We start from the raw sequence: 18,520 nt of genomic DNA, 5'->3' as shown, positions 1-18,520 counted from the left end.
GTGTTTACCCGGTTTTGTTCGTGGATGCCATCAACGTCAAGATCAGGGACGGGCAGGTCGCGAACCGTCCGGTCTATGTCGTGATGGCGGTGACGGTGGACGGGACCCGCGACATCCTCGGCATCTGGGCCGGCGACGGCGGAGAGGGCGCCAAGTACTGGCTGCACGTGTTCACCGAGCTGAAGAACCGCGGCCTGGACGACGTGCTGATGCTGGTCTGCGACGGGCTGAAGGGTTTTCCCGAGGCGGTGGAGACCGTCTGGCCTCGCACGATCGTCCAGACGTGTGTGGTTCACCTGCTGCGGAACTCGTTCCGATATGCGGCCCGCCAGGACTGGGACAAGGTCGCCAAGGCTCTCAAGCCCGTCTACACCGCGCCCAGCGAGGACGCGGCGACGGAGCGGTTCCTCGAGTTCCAGGAGACGTGGGGCCGAAAGTATCCGGCGATCGTGAAGCTGTGGTCGGACGCCTGGGCCGAGTTCGTGCCCTTCCTCTCCTTCGACGTCGAGATCCGCAAGGTCATCTGCAGCACGAACGCGATCGAGAGCGTCAACGCCCGCATCCGCAGGGCCGTCCGGGCCCGCGGGCACTTCCCCAACGAGGCCGCCGCCCTCAAGTGCATCTACATGGCGCTGATGAGCCTGGACCCGACCGGCAAGGGCCGCAAGAGGTGGACCATGCGCTGGAAAGCACCCCTGAACGCGTTCCAGATCGCCTTCGATGGCCGCCTCACCCCGAGCAACAACTGACCATCAACAACCAAGATCAGCCGTTAAATTGACACACCCCCTGTTCCAGCCTCTGCGCGTCAGTGAGGGGGTTTCGACAGTCGCCTTATCTAATCCTGAGATCCATGTAGTTCAGGCGAAGGCGAGAGAGCGGAACTCATTGCGGACGCGGGTGAGTGGTTCGCGGTCCCGGCTGTAGTAGAGCTTGTTGGTGAGTAGAGCTGCCCAGCGGTCCTTCCTGAGGGAGAGCCACATGCCGGTGCCGGTGAAGCCGTAGTGCACCCAGACGTCGTCGGCTTCCGGCGTCGTGCCTGGTGCGGGATACCAGAACAGGCCGCGGGGCGGCGCCAGTTCACCGGTGTGGATCTGGAGGGATTCCTTGATCCAGTCCGCGCTGAATCCGGGTGATGCGTTGGGCTGGTTGGGATCGAGGAGGTAGCGCAGGAACGTGGCGAGGTCGTCGAGGACGGAGAAGGCCCCCGCGATGCCGCACACCCCGTCGAGCAGACGGGCGGAGAAGTCGTGGGCGGTTCCCTTGAGATGGGTTCCTGTGCCGTCGTCGAGTTCGGTCGGTGCGCAGCGGGCGGCCGCATCGGGGCTCAACGGCCCGAAGCAGGTCTGTGCCATGCCCAGCGGGCGCCAGACGCGTTCGGCTGCGAGAGCGTCGAGCCGCTGGCCGGAGAGGTGTTCGGCAAGGTAGCCGAGGATGAGGGCGGCGCGGTCGGTGTATTCCACGGCCTCGCCGGGCGGCCGATGTAGGGCTTCACCGAGGACGCCGTCGCGGACGTCCTGCGGGTCGGTGCCGTACAGGTTCTTGAGGTTGGCTCGGAGCGGGACGCCGGCGGTGTGGGTGAGCAGGTGGCGTGCGGTCACCTGTGCCAGTTGATGTTCGCTCACTTCGGGCCACAAGTCGCCCAGTGGCGCGTTGAGTTGGAGCTTGCCGTCCTCGACGAGACAACCGATGGACGCCCACACAGCGAGGATCTTGGTCAGGCTGGCGACGTCGAAGACAGTGTCGCTCCGCATCGGCTCGTCGGGCCGCTCGGGATCCAGGACGCCTGTACTGCCGCTGGCCCGGGTTCCTCGGCTGTCACCGACGGCCCATACGGCGCCCGGGTAGATCTTGTCGCGTGCACCGTCGTGGAGGAGTCGGTGGATGCGGTCGGTGTCGAGGTCGAGCGCCATGGTCTCCCGATCGATCGTGGGCCGTGAGATGTCCCGGTGGTCAGCGTAGTGAGGCGGCCGGTACGGAACCGGCTGCGGCACGAACAGGTCAGATGAGCTGTTTGCCAAGGTTGGCCAGGGCAGCGGCGGTGGCCTTCAGGGGGTAGCGAGCGGCGTTGGTGCGGCCCTCAGCTTGGAGGGTCGCCAGCAGGCCGGGTGTGCAGCGGAGCCGGTTGAGGTCTTGAGCGAGGGTGGCTGGGTTGGTGAAGTCGGTGGCCAGGCCGGTTGCGGCGAGGGTGTCGCTCAGCCCTGGAACGGGCTGGTAGACGACCGGTAGTCCGCAGGCTTGGGCTTCGAGAGCGACCAGGCCCATGGCTTCGAGGGTGGTCGAGGGCATGACGAGGGCGTCGTGGTCGGCGAAGGCTTTCCACAGTTGTGGACGGCTGAGCCAGCCGAGATAGCGGACGTGGACCTTGAGCTGGCGCAGAAGTGGGGCCAGCCCATGGAACTGGTGACGAGGCGCTGCGATGCTCAGTTCAACGGCTTGGGCTACGGGCATCGCGCGTAGGAGTGCCTCGATGCCCTTCTCGGCGGTGAGGCGTCCTGCGTAGAGCAGCCGGAGGTGTCCGGTCGGTCGGCGGGCCGGGCGCGGTGGTGGGGTGGTGAGCAGATGGTCGGGGATGCCCCAGGGAATCTTTGCGATCTTCCTGCGCTCCGTGGTGGGCGCGAGCTGAAGGAGCCGATCCGCCATGGCGCCGGTCGGGACGACGATGGCGTCCGCGAGACGCGCGGTTTCCTGCAGGACACGCAGCTGGTCGCGGTGGGATTCGGCGAACAGCAGGTCGGTGCCGTGGACGAGCGCGATGCGAGGGTGTGCGGGTAGGGCGCGGATCAGGGCTGGGGTTCCGCCGAAGGTGAGGTGTTGGAGGTGGAGGACATCGACGCTGGACGGGGCGATGCGTTGCGTCAGGGCTCGCCGCAACGCGTTGACGTACGCCGTGAATGGCAGCCCGGAGAGGCATTTACCAGGCACGGCCACCAGCTCCAGCTCGGCAGGTAGGTGGGGCGGAGGCGCCTGCGGGGCGAGCATGAAGGCGCAGGCCGGCATCTGTGGGTTCTTGCCGGTGTAGAGGTCGAGGAAGAGCTCGACACTGCCGCCGGCGCTGCCGAAGGGCAGGTCGAGGACAGTCGCTACCTGTGGACTCACGTGGCACCTCCGGCGAGCTCCTCGTAGAGGCGCGAGATGTCGATGCCTGCGGTCGCGGTGTACTTGAGGCCGTGCTGTTGGTAGCTGGCCGGGGTGCCGAGGCTGTGCAGGAAGACGAGCTTGCCGAAGGTCATCCGGGGATAGACGCGGACCGGTCTGGCGGCGCGGATCTCCAGTGTCCAGCGGATCGCGTGGCCTTGATGCCCGAGCGGGGCCGAGACATGGACCCAGATGCCAAGCGCGCCGATGGTGCGGTCGCCGTTGAGGAACTGGGCGTACGTCTCCGATCCGGTCATCTCGTGGGTGACGCCGAGGTAGAGCACGCCGGGGTGCAGGACATATCCGGAGTCCGGGATGGCGGTCTCGGCGTACGGAGTCGGAGAGGCCGCGTCCAGATCGGCGTCGCAGATGCGCAGGGTGTCGCCGAGGCGCCAGTCGTAGGCGTTGGGTGAGAGGCGGGCCGGGTCGTACGGCTCGATCACGATCTCGCCCGTGGCCTGAGCGGCGGCGATCGCGAGTCCGGTGAGGATCACGAGGCCACCGCCCGGAGCTTGGTCACGTCGCGCCAGTAGGCGGAGGGCTGCGGGCCAGTCGCAGCCTGGTACTTGCCTGCGTATGGCGAGATGGGGCCGGTGGAGGTGAAGAACATGATCTGTCCGATCCGCATGCCCGCGTAGACGCGCAGGGGGCGGATCGGTGTGAGCATCAGGGTCCATTGGCCGTGGAAGCCGATGTCCCCGATAGGGGCGGTGATCTCCACGAAGAGGCCGAGCCGTCCGACGGAAGACCTGCCGAACAGCAGTGGGACGAAGACGTCGGAGCCGACCTCTTCGAGGGTGTGGCCGAGGTAGAGCTCGCCGGGTTGGAGGACGTATCCGTCCGGTCCGATCGTGCACTCGGTGGTGGCGTTCGGCTGGTGGGCGTCCAGGACGTCGGCGGTGTAGGTGAGCAGGATCGGGCCGAGGCGGACGTTGTAGCTGTTGGGGTTGACCTGGTCGGTGGCGAAGGGAGTGATCCGCAGGCGGCCGTCGTGGGCGGCGGCGGTGATTTCGGGGCCGGTGAGGATCATCGCGTGCCTCCATCGGCGGGCGCAGTGAGGACGTGCTTGAGGGCCTGGCTGAGAAGCAGCCCCGCTGCGTGTGAGCGGCCGGCCAGGTAGTTGTCTGCGAGGTAGTCGGTGGTCACCACCGTGGTGATGCCGTCCGGCAACGGGTCCGGCGACGTGACGAGAGGACCGGCCTGCTCCGTGAGGGAGCTCAACAGGCCGTGAACGTCCTGACGGAAGTGTTCTGGGATACGGGTGTGGACGAGCTGGTTGTCGAAGGGCTCGATGGCGAGCAGATTGCCCAGCGTGAGGATGTCGCCGAGCGGGACGGGCCGCAGCGCGGTGTTGTTGAGGATGACCGTGTCCACGCCGAGTCCGCTCCGCAGACGGGTGGCCAGGTCGAGGAGCAGGCCGCGGCGATCGGGTGTCTGGTGGCTATACGCCCGGGCGACGGGCCCGAGGCTGCTCGCCAACTCCTTCCCGACTCTGCCGATCTCCTTGATCGCCTCCGACAGTTCGGCTGGAACAGCGGCTGGTTTCCGGTCCGGGAAGCGAGTGGTGCCGGCGCCCCAGCCCAGCCTGATCGGCGTGGCAACCGCGTACCCGTCGGCGAGTTCCCGTCCTTTGACGATGAGCGTGTCGCCCACCCGGGCCGGACCGGATTGATCGCTGTGGCAGTGCCCGGCGAAGATCACGTCCAGAAACGGGCAAGCGGCCGCCAGTTTGAGGTCCTCGTCGAATCCGGAGTGGCTGAGCAGGATCCAGCTGTCCACCTCATGGTGGTGGGCGAGCCTCAGCTCGCGCAGCGCCTGGACAGGATGGGTGACGCGGTGTTCGGCGCGCTGGCCGACGGGAATCGAGTGGAAAGCCTGCTGACCGATCACCGCGGTGACGCCGACGCGTCGGCCGTCGACCTCGACGACCCGCACGCGGCGGAAGAGCGTGTCGCCTGTGTCGGCATGGACGGCGTTGGCGCAGACGGTAAGGCGGTGGAGGTCGGGTTCGAAGTGGTGCGGCCACCCGTGGTTGCCGGGCGCCAGGACGTCGTACAGCTTGAGCAGGATCTCGCGCTCGATGGCGCCGTGGGCGAGGCGGTAGTAGCCCGAGCCTTCGAAGAAGTCGCCGCAGTCCACGACGAGCGAGGTCGGGCGGAGAACGTGGAGGTGGGTCAGGAACGGGGCGGCGTGGTCGAGGGTGGAGTGGACGTCGGTGGTGGCCACGATCTGGCGCAGGGTGCGGGTGGCGGTCATGGGGTGACCTCGCAGATGTCGGCGCCCAGCGCACGGAGCTTGCCGGGCAGGTCGGCGTGACCGCGGCGGAGTTGGTCGAGGCCGCCGACGGTGGTGACGCCTCGTGCGGTGAGGCCGGCGACCATGAGGGCGGAGCCGGTGCGGATGTCGGTTGCCTCCACGCCCGCGCCGGTCAGTCGCTGGGGGCCGGTCAGACGGCATTCGGTGGGGGAGATCTCCTCGATGCCGGCTCCGAGGCGGGCCAGTTGGGGCAGCAGGTTGCCGTGGCGGCCGGGATTGATCGCGTCGGCGAAGAGGTGGGTGCCGGGCAGGCCGAGGGCGAGTGCCATGAGGGGCGGTTCGAAGTCGGCGTCCAGGCCGCCCGGGCTGAGGGAGGCGATGGCGCGGAGAGGGTGCCCTGCTGGCTTCGCGTCCTGGGCGCGGACAGAGAGCGCATCGCCCTCGACGTCGGCAGGAATGCCCAACTGCGTGAGAGCCAAGACCAGTGGCTCCACATCCCTGCCGCCTACGCCTCTGATGCATGCTTCGCCACGCGTGGCGGCGACGGCGCAGGCCAGGGTGCCGGCCTCGATCTTGTCTCCGGGTACCTCCCACACCGCGGTGTCTCCCTGCCCGGAAGACGGTGGCGAGAGGGTCAGAACATCCTCGCCGACCCGGATCTCCCAGCCCACAGCGTCCAGCGCGTCCAGCACGCACAGGACCTCCGGTGAGAGATTTGGGCCACCCAGTCGCAACGGGCGACCGGTCGTCACGGCACGGAGGACGGCGGCCACCGTGGCCCCACGGGAGCGGAACTGCAGCACCAGCGAGACCGTGCCGGTGTGCGGCGTGACGGCCTCGACGCGGTAGCCGGAGTCGTCTAATGCGCTCCGGTCGCCGAACGCCTCGTAGACCTTGAAGTGCAGTTCCATCCCGCGGGCGCCGATCCGGCAGCCTCCCGGCCAGGGCAGGCGGGCCTCACCGTGGCGGGCGAGCAGAGCGGACACCAGGTAGTACGACGCGCGGATGTGGGCGGCCTGAGCCAGGTCTGGATGTGTGCGCCGACTCTCCGTCGGCAGGACCAGTGCGGTCGTCGGCTCGCCCGCCGGATGTGCGACGTGCCAGCCCGCCTGCTGCAACAGCGCCTGCATGATCTGGACGTCTGTGTTCGCCGGGATATTGCCCAGTCGCACCGGGCGGCCGAGGGCTGCCGCGGCGGCCAGCAGGGGCAGAGCGGCGTTCTTCGAGCCGTCCACGGCGACGGCGCCCGAGAGCGGGGGGCCGGGGCGTACGGCGATCACCTCGGCTGCGACGGCCGGGGTGCGGGTGGTCGGCATCATCAACTCCTCTGGAGGGGAAGGACAACGGCGATCTCGTGGTTCGGGCGGGTGGTCAGGGCGATCTCGGCCCAGCAACGCTTGCCCGTGGGCGTCGGCTCGGCGCCGTACCGGTCGGTGAGAGCCGCGACGAGGAACAGGCCCCGACCGTTCTCGCTGTGCTCGTCCGGGAAATCGGGCCGAGGCAGCACCGGACTGGAGTCGCACACCTCGACGCGTAGGACGGCCTCAACGAGCCGCACCTCCATGGAGACCTGACCGCAGCCGGCGTACCGGACGGCGTTGGTGACCAGCTCGCTGATCACCAGCTCGGCCGTGTGCACCACCTCGTCGTCCAGATCCGCTTCCCAGCCCTGTATCGCCTCTGCGGCCTGGTGCCGGGCGGAGGCGACCGCGGTGGGGGTAGCGGGTAGGGACAGGTTGAGCTGGTGCGCTGCCATGAGCGGCCTCCCGAGGTTGGTGCGGCCACTTCACGCAACCAGCTGGTCGCGGCGGGTGGTTAGCCCAGGTGCTGGCGCTGCATCGGTTATGCAGGAGCTGCATCACGGCGAAGTACGGCTGATCTACGCTCGGTTGAACAGGCAGGATCGGCGGCGGCGGAAGGGGCCGTGGCAGATGGCCGAAGCACACAGCGAAGCGAGACGGATCGGTGAAGTGATCCGTCAGGCAAGGGTGTTACAGCGACGCTCGCAGAAGGACGTCGCCGCCGCGCTCGGCTACCACCAGTCCAAGGTCAGTCGCCTGGAAGGTGGCCAGGGCACGGAGGACATTCGCGTCCTGCGTGCCGTCGCGCAGGAACTCAAGATCCCACCTCAGCAGTTGGGCCTCGCCACTGCTCCGGACGCCTCCGCCACCCACCCCGAAGCTGAAGACATGCACCGCCGTACCTTCCTCGCCGCGAGCATCGCCGCCCTCGCGACCCCAGCCACCCCCGCTGCCACCCACGACGACCTGGTGCAAGCTCTCCTGCCTGGCCTGAGCCCGACGACCTCCGGTGCTCCGTTGGACACGGCGGTCCTCCGTGAACGGGTCGGCGCTGCCCGCAGGCTCTTCTACACCTGCGACTACGCGGAATTGGAACGAAGCCTGCCCGGTCTGATCGCTGATCTGAGGCTGGCCTCCAGTGATGCGGCGGACAGCGATGTGCTGTCCGCCCTGCTGGCCACCACGTACCAGACCTCGACCAGCCTCCTGCTCAAGCAGCAGGATCAGGGCAACGCCTGGCTCGCGGTCGGCCGCGCGATGGCCGAGGCCGAACGCTCCGGCGACCCCGTGGTCCTCGCCTCCAGCGTTCGCGTGCAGGCCCACGTCCTGGCCCGCGAGAAGCACACGGCCCAAGCCGTCACCCTCGTCCGGCACACCGCTGACCAGCTCACCGGATCCTACGACCGTCGATCCCCGAAGTACCTGGCCGCCGTAGGGCTGTTGCTGCTGCGTGGCGTGACCGCAGCCAGTGGTCGAGGTGATCGCGTGGCCACCGAAGAGTTCCTCTCCGAGGCCAAAGAGGTCGCACGCTACGTCTCGCTCGACCGGCCGGACGCCTGGGCAAACTTCAGCCCCACGAACGTCGCCCTCCACGAGCTCAGCGCCCTGGTGGCCTTCGGCGACTCCGGGCTCGCCCTCCAAGCGGCTCGTCCCCTCATGCGTCGGCACATCCCTGTGCCCGAGCGTCGTGCCGCCCTCTGGGTGGAGGCGGCTCGTGCTTACAGTCAGCAGGGCCGTCTCGCCGACGGCTACCAAGCCCTCCGTATTGCCGAGACCTGTGCCGCCCAGGACGTGCGGCGCCCCGCCGTCCGAGACCTTGTCGCCGACATGGCCGCACGCGACCGCGGCCGTACCCTGCCGGAACTGCACCACTTCAGCCGCCGACTGGGAGTCCCTGCGTGACCGAGACGAACGCCCCGGAGAAGAAGCCCTTCCTTTACATCGTCGTGTGCGCCTGCGGCATCGCCGGCGACGTCGGCAGGCTGATCGCCGCCGCGCAGGAACGGCACTGGGACGTCGGTGTGATCGCCACCCCGCAGGGTCTGCGCTTCCTCGACACCGAGGCGATTCAAGCCCAGACCGGCTATCCGATCCGCTCGGCCTGGCGTACCCCGGGCGAGGCCCGACCCCTGCCACCTGCGGACGCCATCGCGGTCGCGCCGGCCACCTTCAACACGGTCAACAAGTGGGCCGCCGGCATCTCCGACACCCTCGCCCTGGGCGTTCTGTGCGAGGCGTACGGCATGGCCATCCCCACGGCCGTCCTGCCATACCTGAACACGGCCCAGGCAGCCCATCCCGCCTACCGCCGAAGCCTTGACCAGCTGCGCGAGATGAATGTTCGGATCGGCAGCTACGAGCCGCATCGCCCCAAGGCGGGCGGCGGCGCAGATCGCTTCCGCTGGGAGGAAGCCTTGGAGCTGCTGGAGCCCAGGCTCCCTGGTTGACCCTGAGGGGCGGCTTGGTCAGGAGCTGGGTAGCAGAGCCAGGACGGTGGATTGGACGAGCTGGGCAGCGGCGAGGAGGTTCGGGATGCCGCCGCAGCGTTCGACGAGGTTCTGGAGCATGTAGCGCACGGTGCCGGGCTCGCGTTCGGGTTCGTCGAGGCGCGGCGTGATCATGGCGAGGTCGCGCAGGGCGGCGTCTGCTTCGGGGTACTGGCCACGCAGTCCTTCCAGGCGTCGCCGGAGGTCCTCGATGCTTTCGCGGGCTTTGTCGACGGCTTCGTTGGTGATGTTGTTGGTCTGGGTGGCGTTCTGGGAGAACGGGGCGGCCTGGGCGGGCCCGGTCATGTCGCCGTTGTTGATGATCCCGAAGTTGGGACCGTTGGGGACCGGGTCGGGTTGGCGGCGGATGGCCATGCGGGGCTCCTGGCGGGCTCGTGGGTCAGTTCGTCATGGAGGGGTTGGCGGAGAACGGCGTGGCCTGTACGGGGCCGGTCATGGTGCCGCCGTTCATGACGCCGAAGTTGTAGATCGCGGTGGCCTGTTGCTGATAGGCGGCGATGTCGACGTTGTGGTCGCGCAGGAAGATCTCGGTGGAGTCGAAGACGCGGCGCTGCATCATCTGCACGTAGTAGCGGGCGTCGTCGTTCATGTGCATGTCCTCGAGCCAGCGGACGCTGTAGACCTCGCGAAGGCTGACCGGGCCACTGCCCGGATCGAGTTCGGGGCGCTTGCGCGGCTTGCGGCGTATGAGCCGATCGAGTCCGACGTAGACGTCACCGAGCGCATTGAACGCCGTGCGGGCGAGCCACTTCAGGTTGCGGGGGTCGGCGGACTTGAGTCCGGCCGCCTTCGGGTTGAGCGGACCCATGATGTGCGGGCGAACGGTGACGCGCAGGAAGCCGCCCTGGTAGGCGAAGTGGACGAGTATGGCGGCGATGAGGTCGCCGTTCCAGGCGGTGACACGGGCCCAGATGTAGCGGCGGGCGATCTCCTCGACGGGCTTGTCGCCGAAGTTGTCCACGGCGAGGGTGTGCAGGCTGCGCCAGGTGTCGTCGTCGATCTCGTCCCACCGCTTGTAGTGGATGCCGGCGATCCCGATGACCTCCATGCGTGGGATGGGGTGTTCGCGGTGGTGAGCGGGCGCCGGGTCGTCCAGGCGGCGCGCGACATGGGCGTGCAACTGGGCGACGGTGAAATGCTTCAGCGGCTTGCGGGCCACCGGCTTGTTGTGCTTGGCCAGCGCCTCCAGGACAGCCTTGGCCACCTCGGCCATGTCGGGCTGGCCTGTGCTTTGCGCCGGTGAGGCGAATCCTGGAGGTGGCCCGGAGATGTCGTCATCCTCGTCCTGGCCCTCCGGCGCGGGCTCCACGTCGATGCCGATGACCGCCTCGTTCCATGCCTGGAGACCTGCCCCGAGAAATCGGTGCCGGTCACCGGTTCGTCGACGCTCGTAGAGGTATGGCAGCGCGTGAGCCTGCACGGACGGTGTGGGTGCATGCAGTTCTCCGGCCAGCAGCGCGTTGAACCGCACCTGCGCCAGGCAGCGTTCGACCACATAGACGCCCCACACCCCGCCCAGCAGGACCAGAGCCGCCCAACCCGCCGTCAGAACTCCGGCGATCGCCTGCCAGACGACGAGCGCGATCACCGCCGTGACAGCTATTCGTCGTCTTCGCATGTGGCGGATGGCACGGTCGCTGGCGTGGATGACGGGTTCCTGGTGGAATCCGTAGACCGGCACCGGCCGCGCCGACTTCTTGATGCGGCGCCGGACCCAGACCGCATAGTCCTCGCCCAGCACGACCGACGGAGGCGCCGGCTCGGACGCGTCAGCGGACTTCTCTTCTTCCTTCGCGGGAAACAGCCACCGCAGACGTTTCCGCACGGCTGCCTTCAGCTTCTTCCACAGGTCTGCGAGTTGGGCACGGAGCACGGCCAGCCAGTCCGTGCGGGCGAAGGCGGCGGCACTCAACCGGCGGGTGACGCCTTCGGTGTACACGCCGTGACGGATCACGTCTCCGGCGACATCCGCGGTCCCCAGCGGTACCGCAGGCGCCGAAAAGACCGACTGATGTTCTGCGAACGCCAACTTCCCACCCCCGTGTCCACTGAGCCAGCCGGGATGACGTCTCGGCAGGCGCAGAGGGGCATCGTCCACGCGCACGGCGAGTGCGGCCATACCGCAAACCCGCACAAGCCGTGCATGATGGCGTCCCAGTTGAATGTTGACCGAAAGGCGCCTCTAGCCCGAAGCCAATTTGCACACGAGGCGTTGGCTCGCTGAGGGCCTGATCAGCGCCGCCGTGTCGGTGACCCCTGTGGTGGCTGGCCGATAGCTGCCGCAGGGTGGGTCGGCACGCTGGGCCGTTGCATGGCGCTGTGGGCTCTGGCTGCCTGGGCCCAAGGACCGGGAACGTGGCGCTCGCCGAGGCGGCGGATGCGCCAGGTCAGCGCGCGGGCGGGACTGCGGGCGTCGTCCAGGGTGCGTTGGTGCAGCGCTTGGCTGAGGACGGTGGCTGCGTTGTGTCCTGCTGCCTCTGCCGCGGCGAGCACGGTGGCGAGTGCGTCCCAAGCGGGGTCGTTGAGGATGCGCTCGGCATGGTCCGGAACCAGATCCTGAAGGTGGTGGGCGAAGCGGCGCTTGGTCTGTGGGCCGGGTGCCCGGCTGGCGAGGCCGACCAGGACGGGCTCGGCGGTCTGCGCGTACGCGGTCTGCAGGTGGAGGAGGGCCTGTCCGGCTGCCGCCTCCTGCTGGGCGTGCTGGCGCGTGCGGTGCCAGTGCAGCGCGAAGGCGACCGCGGTGAGTGCGGCGTCCAGGAGCATGGTGAGCCCGGTGCCGTCACTGTCCTGTGGCCTCTCGCGCCAGATGGTCTGGATGCTGCGGCGCAGGGCGCGGGTGCTGTCGAGGTCGGCGGCTATGCGGGAGCGGGTGGCGCGCTCGAAGGCAGCGGCGGCTTGTTCGAGTTCGGCCCGTGCCGCGGTCGGTGCCATGACGGGCAGCAGGTCCAGCGCCGCGCCGAGCGCGGCGAGTTGGCCCTGGGCCGTCTGCTCGTCGCCTTTCGTGAGGTGGTGGGGGATGCGTTCGGTGGCGGCGGTGGCCTGGTGCCACGGGTTGCCAGGCTGGATGGTCGCCGGCTCAGGGCTGGTGGTGGCGAGGCGTTCGCGGATCTTGGGCAGGGAGAGGTCAGGGGCGAGGGTGGACCCCGCGAACCACAACGGGTCGCCTTCCGCGTTCACGTTGCCGGGCAGGGCGAAGTTGCAGCCGAGCGCGTCGCCGGAGGGAGCGAGCTTGAGGCGCACGTCCACGCCGGTCGCCTCAAGCAGCGAGAAGAACTCGGCCTCGTCGGCCGCGGCGGCGACCGCGCGGCGCACCCGCATGCGCAGGACCTCGCGGGCGGTGGCATCCTGGGCCAGGCGTTTGGCCTTGAAGTTTTCCTTGCTGGTGGGGCGTTTGGCGGCGGTGCCGTCGCCCGGCTTCAACCGCCTCAGCCCGTAGTCGACTTCGATCTGGCGGGCCTCGCGCTGGACGGCCCGGATGTCGTAGTCCCGTTTGGGGCGGCGGCCGTCTTGGCGGACGAGGGTGGCGGCGATGTGGATGTGGTCGTCGGCGTGCCGTACGGCCACCCAGCGGCAGGCTTCGGCGTCTCCGGTGGGGGCGATGCCGGCGGCGGCCACGATCCGGCGGGCGATCTCGGCCCACTGGGCGTCGGACAGGATGGGGTCCTCGGGGGCGGCGCGGACTGGGCAGTGCCAGACCGTGGTCTGGGGAGCCCGGCGGCCGAGCATGGCCACCGGCTGGTCGAGCTGCGTGTAGAGCTGCTTTTCCACGTCCTTGGGGTCGCGGTGTGGGCTGCGGCCGGGGTCGGGGGCGAAGTCGTTCCAGGAGGCGACCAGGTGTGGGTCGACGTGTTCGTTGGCGTCGCCCTTGCCGAAGAGGTAGGCGATGAGACGGCGGGTGCTGCCCTTGCCGGTGATGATCTTCGGTATCACCGGTCCTGCCTTCCCTCGGTGACCTGGGCGACGGCGGTGTCCACGTCGGCGATCGACGCTTCGACGCGGGCCAGGAGCCGGTGGACGACGTCGGGCTCGGGCCAGGAGCCGTCCTTGTTGAGGTGCCAGGTGAGCTGGTTGAGGTTGGTGCCGATCATGCCGAGCTGGCGGTTGGCGGCCATCAGCGCCTTGACCATGGCGCGGTAGTCGGCGATCGCTGCCGTGGGGTCCTCGGCGCGGGCGGCGGCGAGCGACGCCTCGGCGACGTAGCCGCCGATCTGCATACGGCTGAGCGCGGCGGCGTGGGCGAGGTCGGTGAACTCGCTGTCGCTGTAACGCGGATGGACGCGGCGCTCACGTAGGCGCGGCTGACGCAGGCGGCGCTGCGGCGTCGGCGTCTGCGCGGCGTGCGGCGACGGTCTGGTGGCTCCCGTCTCGGTCGGCTCCCCCGGGCCGGCCGATCCCGGTGCCCCCTCGGCGCCGGGTGCCTCCGCCACCCCAGGGGCGGAGGCCGGGTAAGGACTCCTTACCCGACAACTTGCTGCGCTGTCTGCGGCTGAGGTGGTGGGCGTCGGCTGTTGAGCTGTGGGGAGTTCGTGGTGCTGTTCGTGCACGGATGCGCTCCGGTGGTGAGGGGACGGGAGATGTGTCACGTGCGTCGCATGCGTCCCATGCCTGGTCAGCACAGGTACGGACACTCGGGCAGGTACGGAGAAGTCCGTCCCGGCGAGGACATCCGTCCCCGCTCTGACCTGCGCGGGGACGGATGCGACGCAGTGATACGGACCCAGGGGAAGGTGGGTCAGCGGGCGCGTTGGGGGCCGGCGGTGCCGCCGGGCGGGCCGATGGGCAGCTGGCCCGCGGGGGCGGTGGGCGGCTTGCCCTGAACCTGGCGCGCGGTTGTGGCGTCGTGCGCGGTGGCAGGCGCCGTCTCGGTGAGGTCGGGGCAGTGCCGGGCCCAGCTGTCCAGGAACCGGTTACGGGCGTACCCCTTGGCCTGCCTGCCCTTGTCGAAGCGGTAGTTGGCCGGGCGGATGTCGAAGTCCCGGAGCATTCTGCCCAGGTGGTAGGCGTTGAGCCCGTTGGTGCCGTGCTCTGCCCAGGGGGCGTCGGGGTCCTGGAGCAGGGCGGTGACCAGATCCAGGGAGGACAGGGCTTCGGGGTTGCCGTGTGCCTCGAAGACGCGGTGGATGTCGCGCAGCAACCTTGTCTTCAGGTTGGTCTGCTCGTCCTGGACGGCCTCGAACCGGGTCATCGCGACACAGGCCGCGCGTGCACTGGCTGGCCAGTGGCCGCCGGCCAGGTCGGCGATGATGACCAGCGGTTCCCAGGTGTCCGCCGCTCGGTCCTCCACCGGCATGGGCGGCGCCATGCGGCCGGCCGTGCCGCGCAGCGGGCCCAGCCAGGCGGCCAGCTTGTCCCGCAGTGCGTTCAGCTCCGGTGTGGCGTAGCGCGAGCGGAACGGGGTCACCTTCTCGCCCGGCTTGCGCTTTTGCATGCGGAGCACGACCGCCCGGTCCGTGATCGTGTCGGGCAGGTCGCCGATCGAGGCCAGTGCGGCCATCGCGAAGGTCGGATACGGGGTCGGCTTGTGCTCCGGACCGGAGATGCGCCAGGCGGGCCGGTTGCGCTGGTGTCCGGCGTTCAGCAGGCCGCGAAGTTCCTCGTTGTCACCGGCCTTGCTGAAGATGGTGTCGGCCTCGTCCACCAGGATCGTGCGCGGGTTCTTGCCGATGACGCGGAAGAGCACCGCCGTGGACATGTTCACCGTCATGATCGGCTGGTGCACGGTCTCGTGGAGCACGTCCAGCACCCGGGACTTGCCGCAGCCCTTCGTCGGGCCGACGACCGCCAGACGCGGTGCGTGCTGCAGAACGGTCTGGATGTGCGTGGCCGCCACCCACAGGGTGACCGCTGTCAGTGCCTCGTCGCTGGGCAGCACGACGTACTTGTCGATCGCCGTCCGCAACTCATCCAGCAGTTCCGCACCCTCACCGAAACGCCGTTGCACGGGGTCTGCCGGTCCTCGAGGAGGCCGGGAGCCGGTCCCGTGATCCGGTCCCCGTGCGTCGAGGGGACCGGTCCCCTCCTGCTGGGCGGTTCCCGCCACGGGGTTGTCAGTCCCCAGCGAATGGCGGGGACCGTGATCACGGTCCCCGTTGCGGTCCCCTGGTGCAACTGCAGTCTCTTGGGGACCGGTCCCCGATTTCCCGGCGCTGACCTGCGAGTTTGCACTGGATGCCGATACGGGGACCGGGACGCGCGGGGAACGAGTACCGGGCAGGCCGTGGGGACGGTCCCCAAGCACGTCGCGGGGACGGTCCCCAACAACGGCATTGGCAGGTGGCTGGGGACGGTCCCCGTGTGCTTCCGCCTCCGCCGGGTGTTCGGCGGTCCCCGACGCGGGGGACCGTGTGTCCTGCTGATCCTGGCGGCGCCAGGGGATGCCTTCGCCGGGGACGGAGGGAGTGGGCCAGGCGGTGGGGGAGGTGTTGGTGGTGCTGGGGGACGTAGGGTCCTCCATAGGCGTTCCTCTCCGGTGAGGGGCGGGATGGGCAAGGTCCCGCCCCTCACCAGCTCGTTCGTTCAGGGATGGGCGATCAGTTGGGAAGTCTTCGGCCCTCGGCGTTGGCGCGCCGGGGCCGCTTCGTCGTCCGCGTCAGATGCGGCGTCAGGCCGTGAGGTCGTACGACGTCTGGGTGTCCAGCCATGCGTCCACCTCCCGCCAGCGGTAGCGCAGGTGACGGCCGACCTTGTGGACGCTGGGGCCGATGCCCCGGTACTTCCACTGGTAGAGGGTCTTCACCGGCACCCCGAGATAGGCGGCGACCTCTGCAGGGGTGGCAAGCGGGCCACGCTGGGCAGCCGCAGCGGCGGCAGGGGCGTTGGTGCTACGGGGAGGGGTCTTCGGCATAGGGCTCCTTTTCGGACTTGAACAACGGGCTGGGCAACGCAGCCACACCGCCCGGAGAAACTCCAGAGTTGGTTCTGAAACTCCTCACTACTTCTTTCGGTGTGGCCGGGGAGAGGGAAACAGTAAGGGTGGATCCCCGGTTGCCGAAATCGCTCCCGCCGGGCCCGAAATTTTTTTGCGGCGAAGCAACCGGTCGAGGTGCCGGAATCCGGTACCTCCGCAGCTCAGGGGTGACACCTGGCGGTCAGGGACGATGTGAATGACTCGCCGGGCATCATGGCTGATGTGTGTTTAAATCACCCATCTCGAAAACAGAGAGGGAAGGTAACACGACACCTCGGCCGAAACGCCTCGCGATGTGCCGGAATTCGGCGAGACGAACACCACTTCGCCCCCGAACGACTATTGGAGAGTTTAAGAGCTAACTCTTGCCATGACCCCCGGACGCAAGTTACAGCTATCTGTCATGCCCAACCGACCTGTAGAAATAGGCCCTGCCGGCCTCCACACCGCCCGCGCCATCGAGCACCTACGCCTCGTGCGCGGCCTGACCCAACACCAGCTCGCCGCCCGCTGCACCGCGCTTGGCCGTCCGATGGCCAACACCGCCCTCAGCCGCACCGAACGCGCCCGCCGCCGATGCGACGTAGACGACCTCGTCGCCCTCGCCACCGCGCTCGGCGTTTCTCCCACGACCCTGCTCCTGCCGCTCCCGTCGGTGTCCGGCGATGACCGGAGGGGGTGCTAGTTGGCGCGGGTCTGGATTGAGGACCGCATAGGGCACGCGGCGTATGTACGGGCCGTGGCGGACGCCAAGCGGGCGGGGCGTACGCCACCGGGGCGCTACCGCGTGCGCTGGTACGACCCCGACGGCAAGCCGAAGATGAAGACCTTCGCCCGCAAGGTCGACGCCGAGGCGGAGCGGACAAAGATGGAGTCGCGTCTCAACGACGGCTCCTATCGCGATCCCGCAGCCGCGCGGGTGAAGTTCGCAGAGGTGGCGGAGTCCTGGCTAGCGGCGCAGCTCCACCTCAAGCGCTCAACCCGGGCTCGCTACCGCGGTGTTCTCGACGTCCACGTGATTCCCAAGTGGGGTACCACCCCGCTGGACCGCATCCACTTTGAGGACGTTGCCGAGTGGCTCGCGGATCTGCTGTCCGGCGAGGCGACCGGCGGCAGGAAGCTCAGCCCCCGGTCGGTCCGCAAGGCGTACGTCGTCCTCAGCCGCGTTCTCGGCTACGCGGTCAAGGCCCGTCGTCTGGCGGCCAACCCGGCTGTCGGCGTGCCTCTGCCGAAGGCGATGCCCGCTGATCACGTGTACCTCGACGACATGCAGGTCGACGCGCTGGCTAACGCGTCAGGCGCCTACCGGGTGTTCATCCTGCTGCTGGCCTACACCGGACTGCGCTGGGGCGAGGCATCCGCGCTCAAGGTGGGCCGCGTCGACCTGGACGCCTGTCGGGCCCACATCGTGGAGGCGTACGCCGAGGACAACGGCAAGCTCTACCTCGACACCCCCAAGAACCACGAGCGCCGGTCCGTACCCATCCCGCGGTTCCTGGCCGACGAGCTGAAGCCCCACGTCAAGGGGAGAGGAGATGACGACTTGCTCTTCACCGCCCCGCAGGGCGGGCCGCTGCGGGCCCGGAACTTCCGTCAGCGGTTCTTCGCGCCGGCGGTCGTAAAGGCCGGGCTGGGGCATCTCAAGGTCACCCCGCACAAGCTGCGCCACACGGCGGCCTCGCTCGCCATCGCCAGCGGCGCGGACGTCAACGTCGTACAGACGATGCTGGGCCACAAGTCCGCGACGCTGACCCTGGACACCTACGGGCACCTCTTTCCCGACCGCCTGGACGAGGTCTCGAAGATGATGCACAAGCGCCGCTCCAAGCAACTGGCCAAGGCGAAGGCCAAGCTGGAGAATGCGGAGCGGAAGGCCCGTGAGGCCGCCGAGACCGTGGCCGCCCTGGAGGAAGACGCCGCGTGATGTGTGCCTGACCCGTGCCGGGGCGCCGTAACCGAAGGGGGCACCCCACCGCGCTGATGCGGTGGGGTGCCCCCTTGCGTCTTCCTCGGATCAGGTCAGTCGCGGCCGACGGCTTTCCTCCCAGAACCGGTCCATCGCAGCAGCGGCCGCATCCCCAGCCAACCGCTCGATTCTCTCGGGCACCTCACGCTCGTCGAGGACGAAGAGCCTCCCGCCGACGAGGTGGGTGGTCGTCTTCCAGCCGAGATGCCTTCCCGCTTCTCTGGCGGCTCGCCGGATGTCCTTGAGCTCGCCCATCTCCGCAAGATCGTCAGCGCCAAGGATCAGCTGCCCGTAGTACCCCTCGTACTCCGGCTTCAGCGCGGCCAGCATCATCGACTCAAGTCGGTCGATCAGCCTCTCGTGCCGGCGGCGAGCCAGCTCGTCCTTCGCGGGCATATCGCACAGCTCCCCACCTCTGCCCGCAGCACCCATGTGTGCCATATGT

General features: G+C 68.8%; 19 protein-coding genes. 5 read left to right on the top strand and 14 right to left on the bottom strand.

Going from position 1 to position 18,520, the window contains the following annotated elements; all coding sequences use genetic code 11:
* Nucleotides 1-749, top strand: a 749-nt coding sequence (locus GFH49_RS26140; protein WP_155053941.1) for an IS256 family transposase, incomplete at its 5' end; no start/stop codon positions are given.
* Between the two features lie 111 nt (nt 750-860).
* Here the strand turns inward: GFH49_RS26140 and GFH49_RS26135 are convergent.
* From GFH49_RS26135 to GFH49_RS26105, 7 genes are all read right to left on the bottom strand, one after another.
* Nucleotides 861-1,913 (bottom strand): serine hydrolase domain-containing protein, encoded by a 1,053-nt coding sequence (locus tag GFH49_RS26135; RefSeq protein WP_155058535.1) that lies wholly within the window; start codon nt 1,911-1,913, stop codon nt 861-863.
* A gap of 88 nt (nt 1,914-2,001) precedes the next feature.
* Complete coding sequence (locus GFH49_RS26130) at nt 2,002-3,099, bottom strand: glycosyltransferase family 4 protein (RefSeq protein ID WP_155058534.1); 1,098 nt, start codon at nt 3,097-3,099, stop codon at nt 2,002-2,004.
* Nucleotides 3,096-3,632, bottom strand: coding sequence for a dCTP deaminase (locus GFH49_RS26125; protein ID WP_155058533.1), 537 nt, complete (start codon nt 3,630-3,632; stop codon nt 3,096-3,098). The genes GFH49_RS26130 and GFH49_RS26125 overlap by 4 nt, the downstream gene beginning before the upstream one ends.
* Nucleotides 3,629-4,168 (bottom strand): dCTP deaminase, encoded by a 540-nt coding sequence (gene dcd / locus GFH49_RS26120; protein ID WP_155058532.1) that lies wholly within the window; start codon nt 4,166-4,168, stop codon nt 3,629-3,631. Before dcd ends, GFH49_RS26125 begins: the two co-directional genes overlap by 4 nt.
* On the bottom strand, nt 4,165-5,394 hold the full coding sequence (locus GFH49_RS26115) for a bifunctional UDP-sugar hydrolase/5'-nucleotidase (RefSeq protein WP_155058531.1): 1,230 nt from the start codon (nt 5,392-5,394) through the stop codon (nt 4,165-4,167). The genes dcd and GFH49_RS26115 overlap by 4 nt, the downstream gene beginning before the upstream one ends.
* Nucleotides 5,391-6,710, bottom strand: a complete 1,320-nt coding sequence (locus GFH49_RS26110) for a carboxyvinyltransferase (protein WP_196218135.1) — start codon at nt 6,708-6,710, stop codon at nt 5,391-5,393. Before GFH49_RS26110 ends, GFH49_RS26115 begins: the two co-directional genes overlap by 4 nt.
* A gap of 2 nt (nt 6,711-6,712) precedes the next feature.
* Complete coding sequence (locus GFH49_RS26105; protein ID WP_155058530.1) at nt 6,713-7,150, bottom strand: ATP-binding protein; 438 nt, start codon at nt 7,148-7,150, stop codon at nt 6,713-6,715.
* Nucleotides 7,151-7,325: 175 nt separating this feature from the next.
* Between GFH49_RS26105 and GFH49_RS26100 the strand changes: the two genes are divergently transcribed.
* Both GFH49_RS26100 and GFH49_RS26095 read left to right on the top strand, forming a co-directional pair.
* Nucleotides 7,326-8,597, top strand: a complete 1,272-nt coding sequence (locus GFH49_RS26100; RefSeq protein WP_155058529.1) for a helix-turn-helix domain-containing protein — start codon at nt 7,326-7,328, stop codon at nt 8,595-8,597.
* The gene (locus tag GFH49_RS26095; protein WP_155058528.1) at nt 8,594-9,142 is read left to right on the top strand and encodes a flavoprotein; all 549 of its coding nucleotides are present in this window, start codon (nt 8,594-8,596) and stop codon (nt 9,140-9,142) included. The genes GFH49_RS26100 and GFH49_RS26095 overlap by 4 nt, the downstream gene beginning before the upstream one ends.
* 18 nt (nt 9,143-9,160) lie before the next feature.
* Here GFH49_RS26095 and GFH49_RS26090 read toward each other — a convergent pair whose 3' ends face one another.
* The 6 genes from GFH49_RS26090 to GFH49_RS26065 all read right to left on the bottom strand — a co-directional run bounded on the left by GFH49_RS26090 (nt 9,161) and on the right by GFH49_RS26065 (nt 16,046).
* The gene (locus GFH49_RS26090) at nt 9,161-9,556 is read right to left on the bottom strand and encodes a hypothetical protein (protein ID WP_155058527.1); all 396 of its coding nucleotides are present in this window, start codon (nt 9,554-9,556) and stop codon (nt 9,161-9,163) included.
* A gap of 25 nt (nt 9,557-9,581) precedes the next feature.
* Nucleotides 9,582-11,141: an AbeC-like domain-containing protein gene (locus GFH49_RS26085; protein ID WP_230396498.1), complete on the bottom strand. Its 1,560-nt coding sequence runs from the start codon at nt 11,139-11,141 to the stop codon at nt 9,582-9,584.
* Between the two features lie 293 nt (nt 11,142-11,434).
* On the bottom strand, nt 11,435-13,132 hold the full coding sequence (locus GFH49_RS26080; protein ID WP_155058525.1) for a relaxase/mobilization nuclease domain-containing protein: 1,698 nt from the start codon (nt 13,130-13,132) through the stop codon (nt 11,435-11,437).
* The gene (locus GFH49_RS26075) at nt 13,129-13,629 is read right to left on the bottom strand and encodes a MobC domain-containing protein (protein ID WP_155058524.1); all 501 of its coding nucleotides are present in this window, start codon (nt 13,627-13,629) and stop codon (nt 13,129-13,131) included. The genes GFH49_RS26080 and GFH49_RS26075 overlap by 4 nt, the downstream gene beginning before the upstream one ends.
* A gap of 305 nt (nt 13,630-13,934) precedes the next feature.
* Nucleotides 13,935-15,143, bottom strand: coding sequence for a DUF3631 domain-containing protein (locus GFH49_RS26070; protein WP_230396497.1), 1,209 nt, complete (start codon nt 15,141-15,143; stop codon nt 13,935-13,937).
* Nucleotides 15,144-15,803: 660 nt separating this feature from the next.
* Nucleotides 15,804-16,046: a helix-turn-helix transcriptional regulator gene (locus GFH49_RS26065; RefSeq protein ID WP_155058523.1), complete on the bottom strand. Its 243-nt coding sequence runs from the start codon at nt 16,044-16,046 to the stop codon at nt 15,804-15,806.
* Between the two features lie 466 nt (nt 16,047-16,512).
* Here GFH49_RS26065 and GFH49_RS26060 point away from each other — a divergent pair, with 466 nt between their 5' ends.
* Together GFH49_RS26060 and GFH49_RS26055 are read left to right on the top strand one after the other, a co-directional pair.
* Entirely contained in the window at nt 16,513-16,794 is a 282-nt protein-coding gene (locus GFH49_RS26060; RefSeq protein WP_030940690.1) for a helix-turn-helix domain-containing protein, read from the top strand.
* The gene (locus tag GFH49_RS26055) at nt 16,795-18,033 is read left to right on the top strand and encodes a tyrosine-type recombinase/integrase (RefSeq protein ID WP_196218134.1); all 1,239 of its coding nucleotides are present in this window, start codon (nt 16,795-16,797) and stop codon (nt 18,031-18,033) included.
* Nucleotides 18,034-18,123: 90 nt separating this feature from the next.
* On the opposite strand, the gene GFH49_RS26050 is transcribed toward GFH49_RS26055, so the two are convergent.
* Nucleotides 18,124-18,471 carry a hypothetical protein gene (locus GFH49_RS26050; protein ID WP_155058522.1) on the bottom strand — a complete coding sequence of 116 codons (348 nt, stop codon included), beginning with the start codon at nt 18,469-18,471 and terminating at the stop codon, nt 18,124-18,126.
* Nucleotides 18,472-18,520 lie beyond the last annotated feature (49 nt).

It is taken from the genome of Streptomyces blattellae, from assembly GCF_009709555.1.
Lineage (GTDB): Bacteria > Actinomycetota > Actinomycetes > Streptomycetales > Streptomycetaceae > Streptomyces > Streptomyces blattellae.
The sequence above is the reverse complement of the archived record's forward strand: the minus strand, read 5'-3'. Positions and strand labels throughout refer to the sequence as shown.

Excerpts from the sequence above, each read along its gene's own strand:
- GFH49_RS26135 (WP_155058535.1), bottom strand. The coding sequence starts at position 1,913 with ATGGCGCTCGACCTCGACACCGACCGCATCCACCGACTCCTCCACGAC.
- dcd (WP_155058532.1), bottom strand. The coding sequence starts at position 4,168 with ATGATCCTCACCGGCCCCGAAATCACCGCCGCCGCCCACGACGGCCGC.
- GFH49_RS26115 (WP_155058531.1), bottom strand. The coding sequence starts at position 5,394 with ATGACCGCCACCCGCACCCTGCGCCAGATCGTGGCCACCACCGACGTC.
- GFH49_RS26110 (WP_196218135.1), bottom strand. The coding sequence starts at position 6,710 with ATGCCGACCACCCGCACCCCGGCCGTCGCAGCCGAGGTGATCGCCGTA.
- GFH49_RS26105 (WP_155058530.1), bottom strand. The coding sequence starts at position 7,150 with ATGGCAGCGCACCAGCTCAACCTGTCCCTACCCGCTACCCCCACCGCG.
- GFH49_RS26100 (WP_155058529.1), top strand. The coding sequence starts at position 7,326 with ATGGCCGAAGCACACAGCGAAGCGAGACGGATCGGTGAAGTGATCCGT.
- GFH49_RS26090 (WP_155058527.1), bottom strand. The coding sequence starts at position 9,556 with ATGGCCATCCGCCGCCAACCCGACCCGGTCCCCAACGGTCCCAACTTC.
- GFH49_RS26065 (WP_155058523.1), bottom strand. The coding sequence starts at position 16,046 with ATGCCGAAGACCCCTCCCCGTAGCACCAACGCCCCTGCCGCCGCTGCG.
- GFH49_RS26060 (WP_030940690.1), top strand. The coding sequence starts at position 16,513 with ATGCCCAACCGACCTGTAGAAATAGGCCCTGCCGGCCTCCACACCGCC.
- GFH49_RS26050 (WP_155058522.1), bottom strand. The coding sequence starts at position 18,471 with ATGCCCGCGAAGGACGAGCTGGCTCGCCGCCGGCACGAGAGGCTGATC.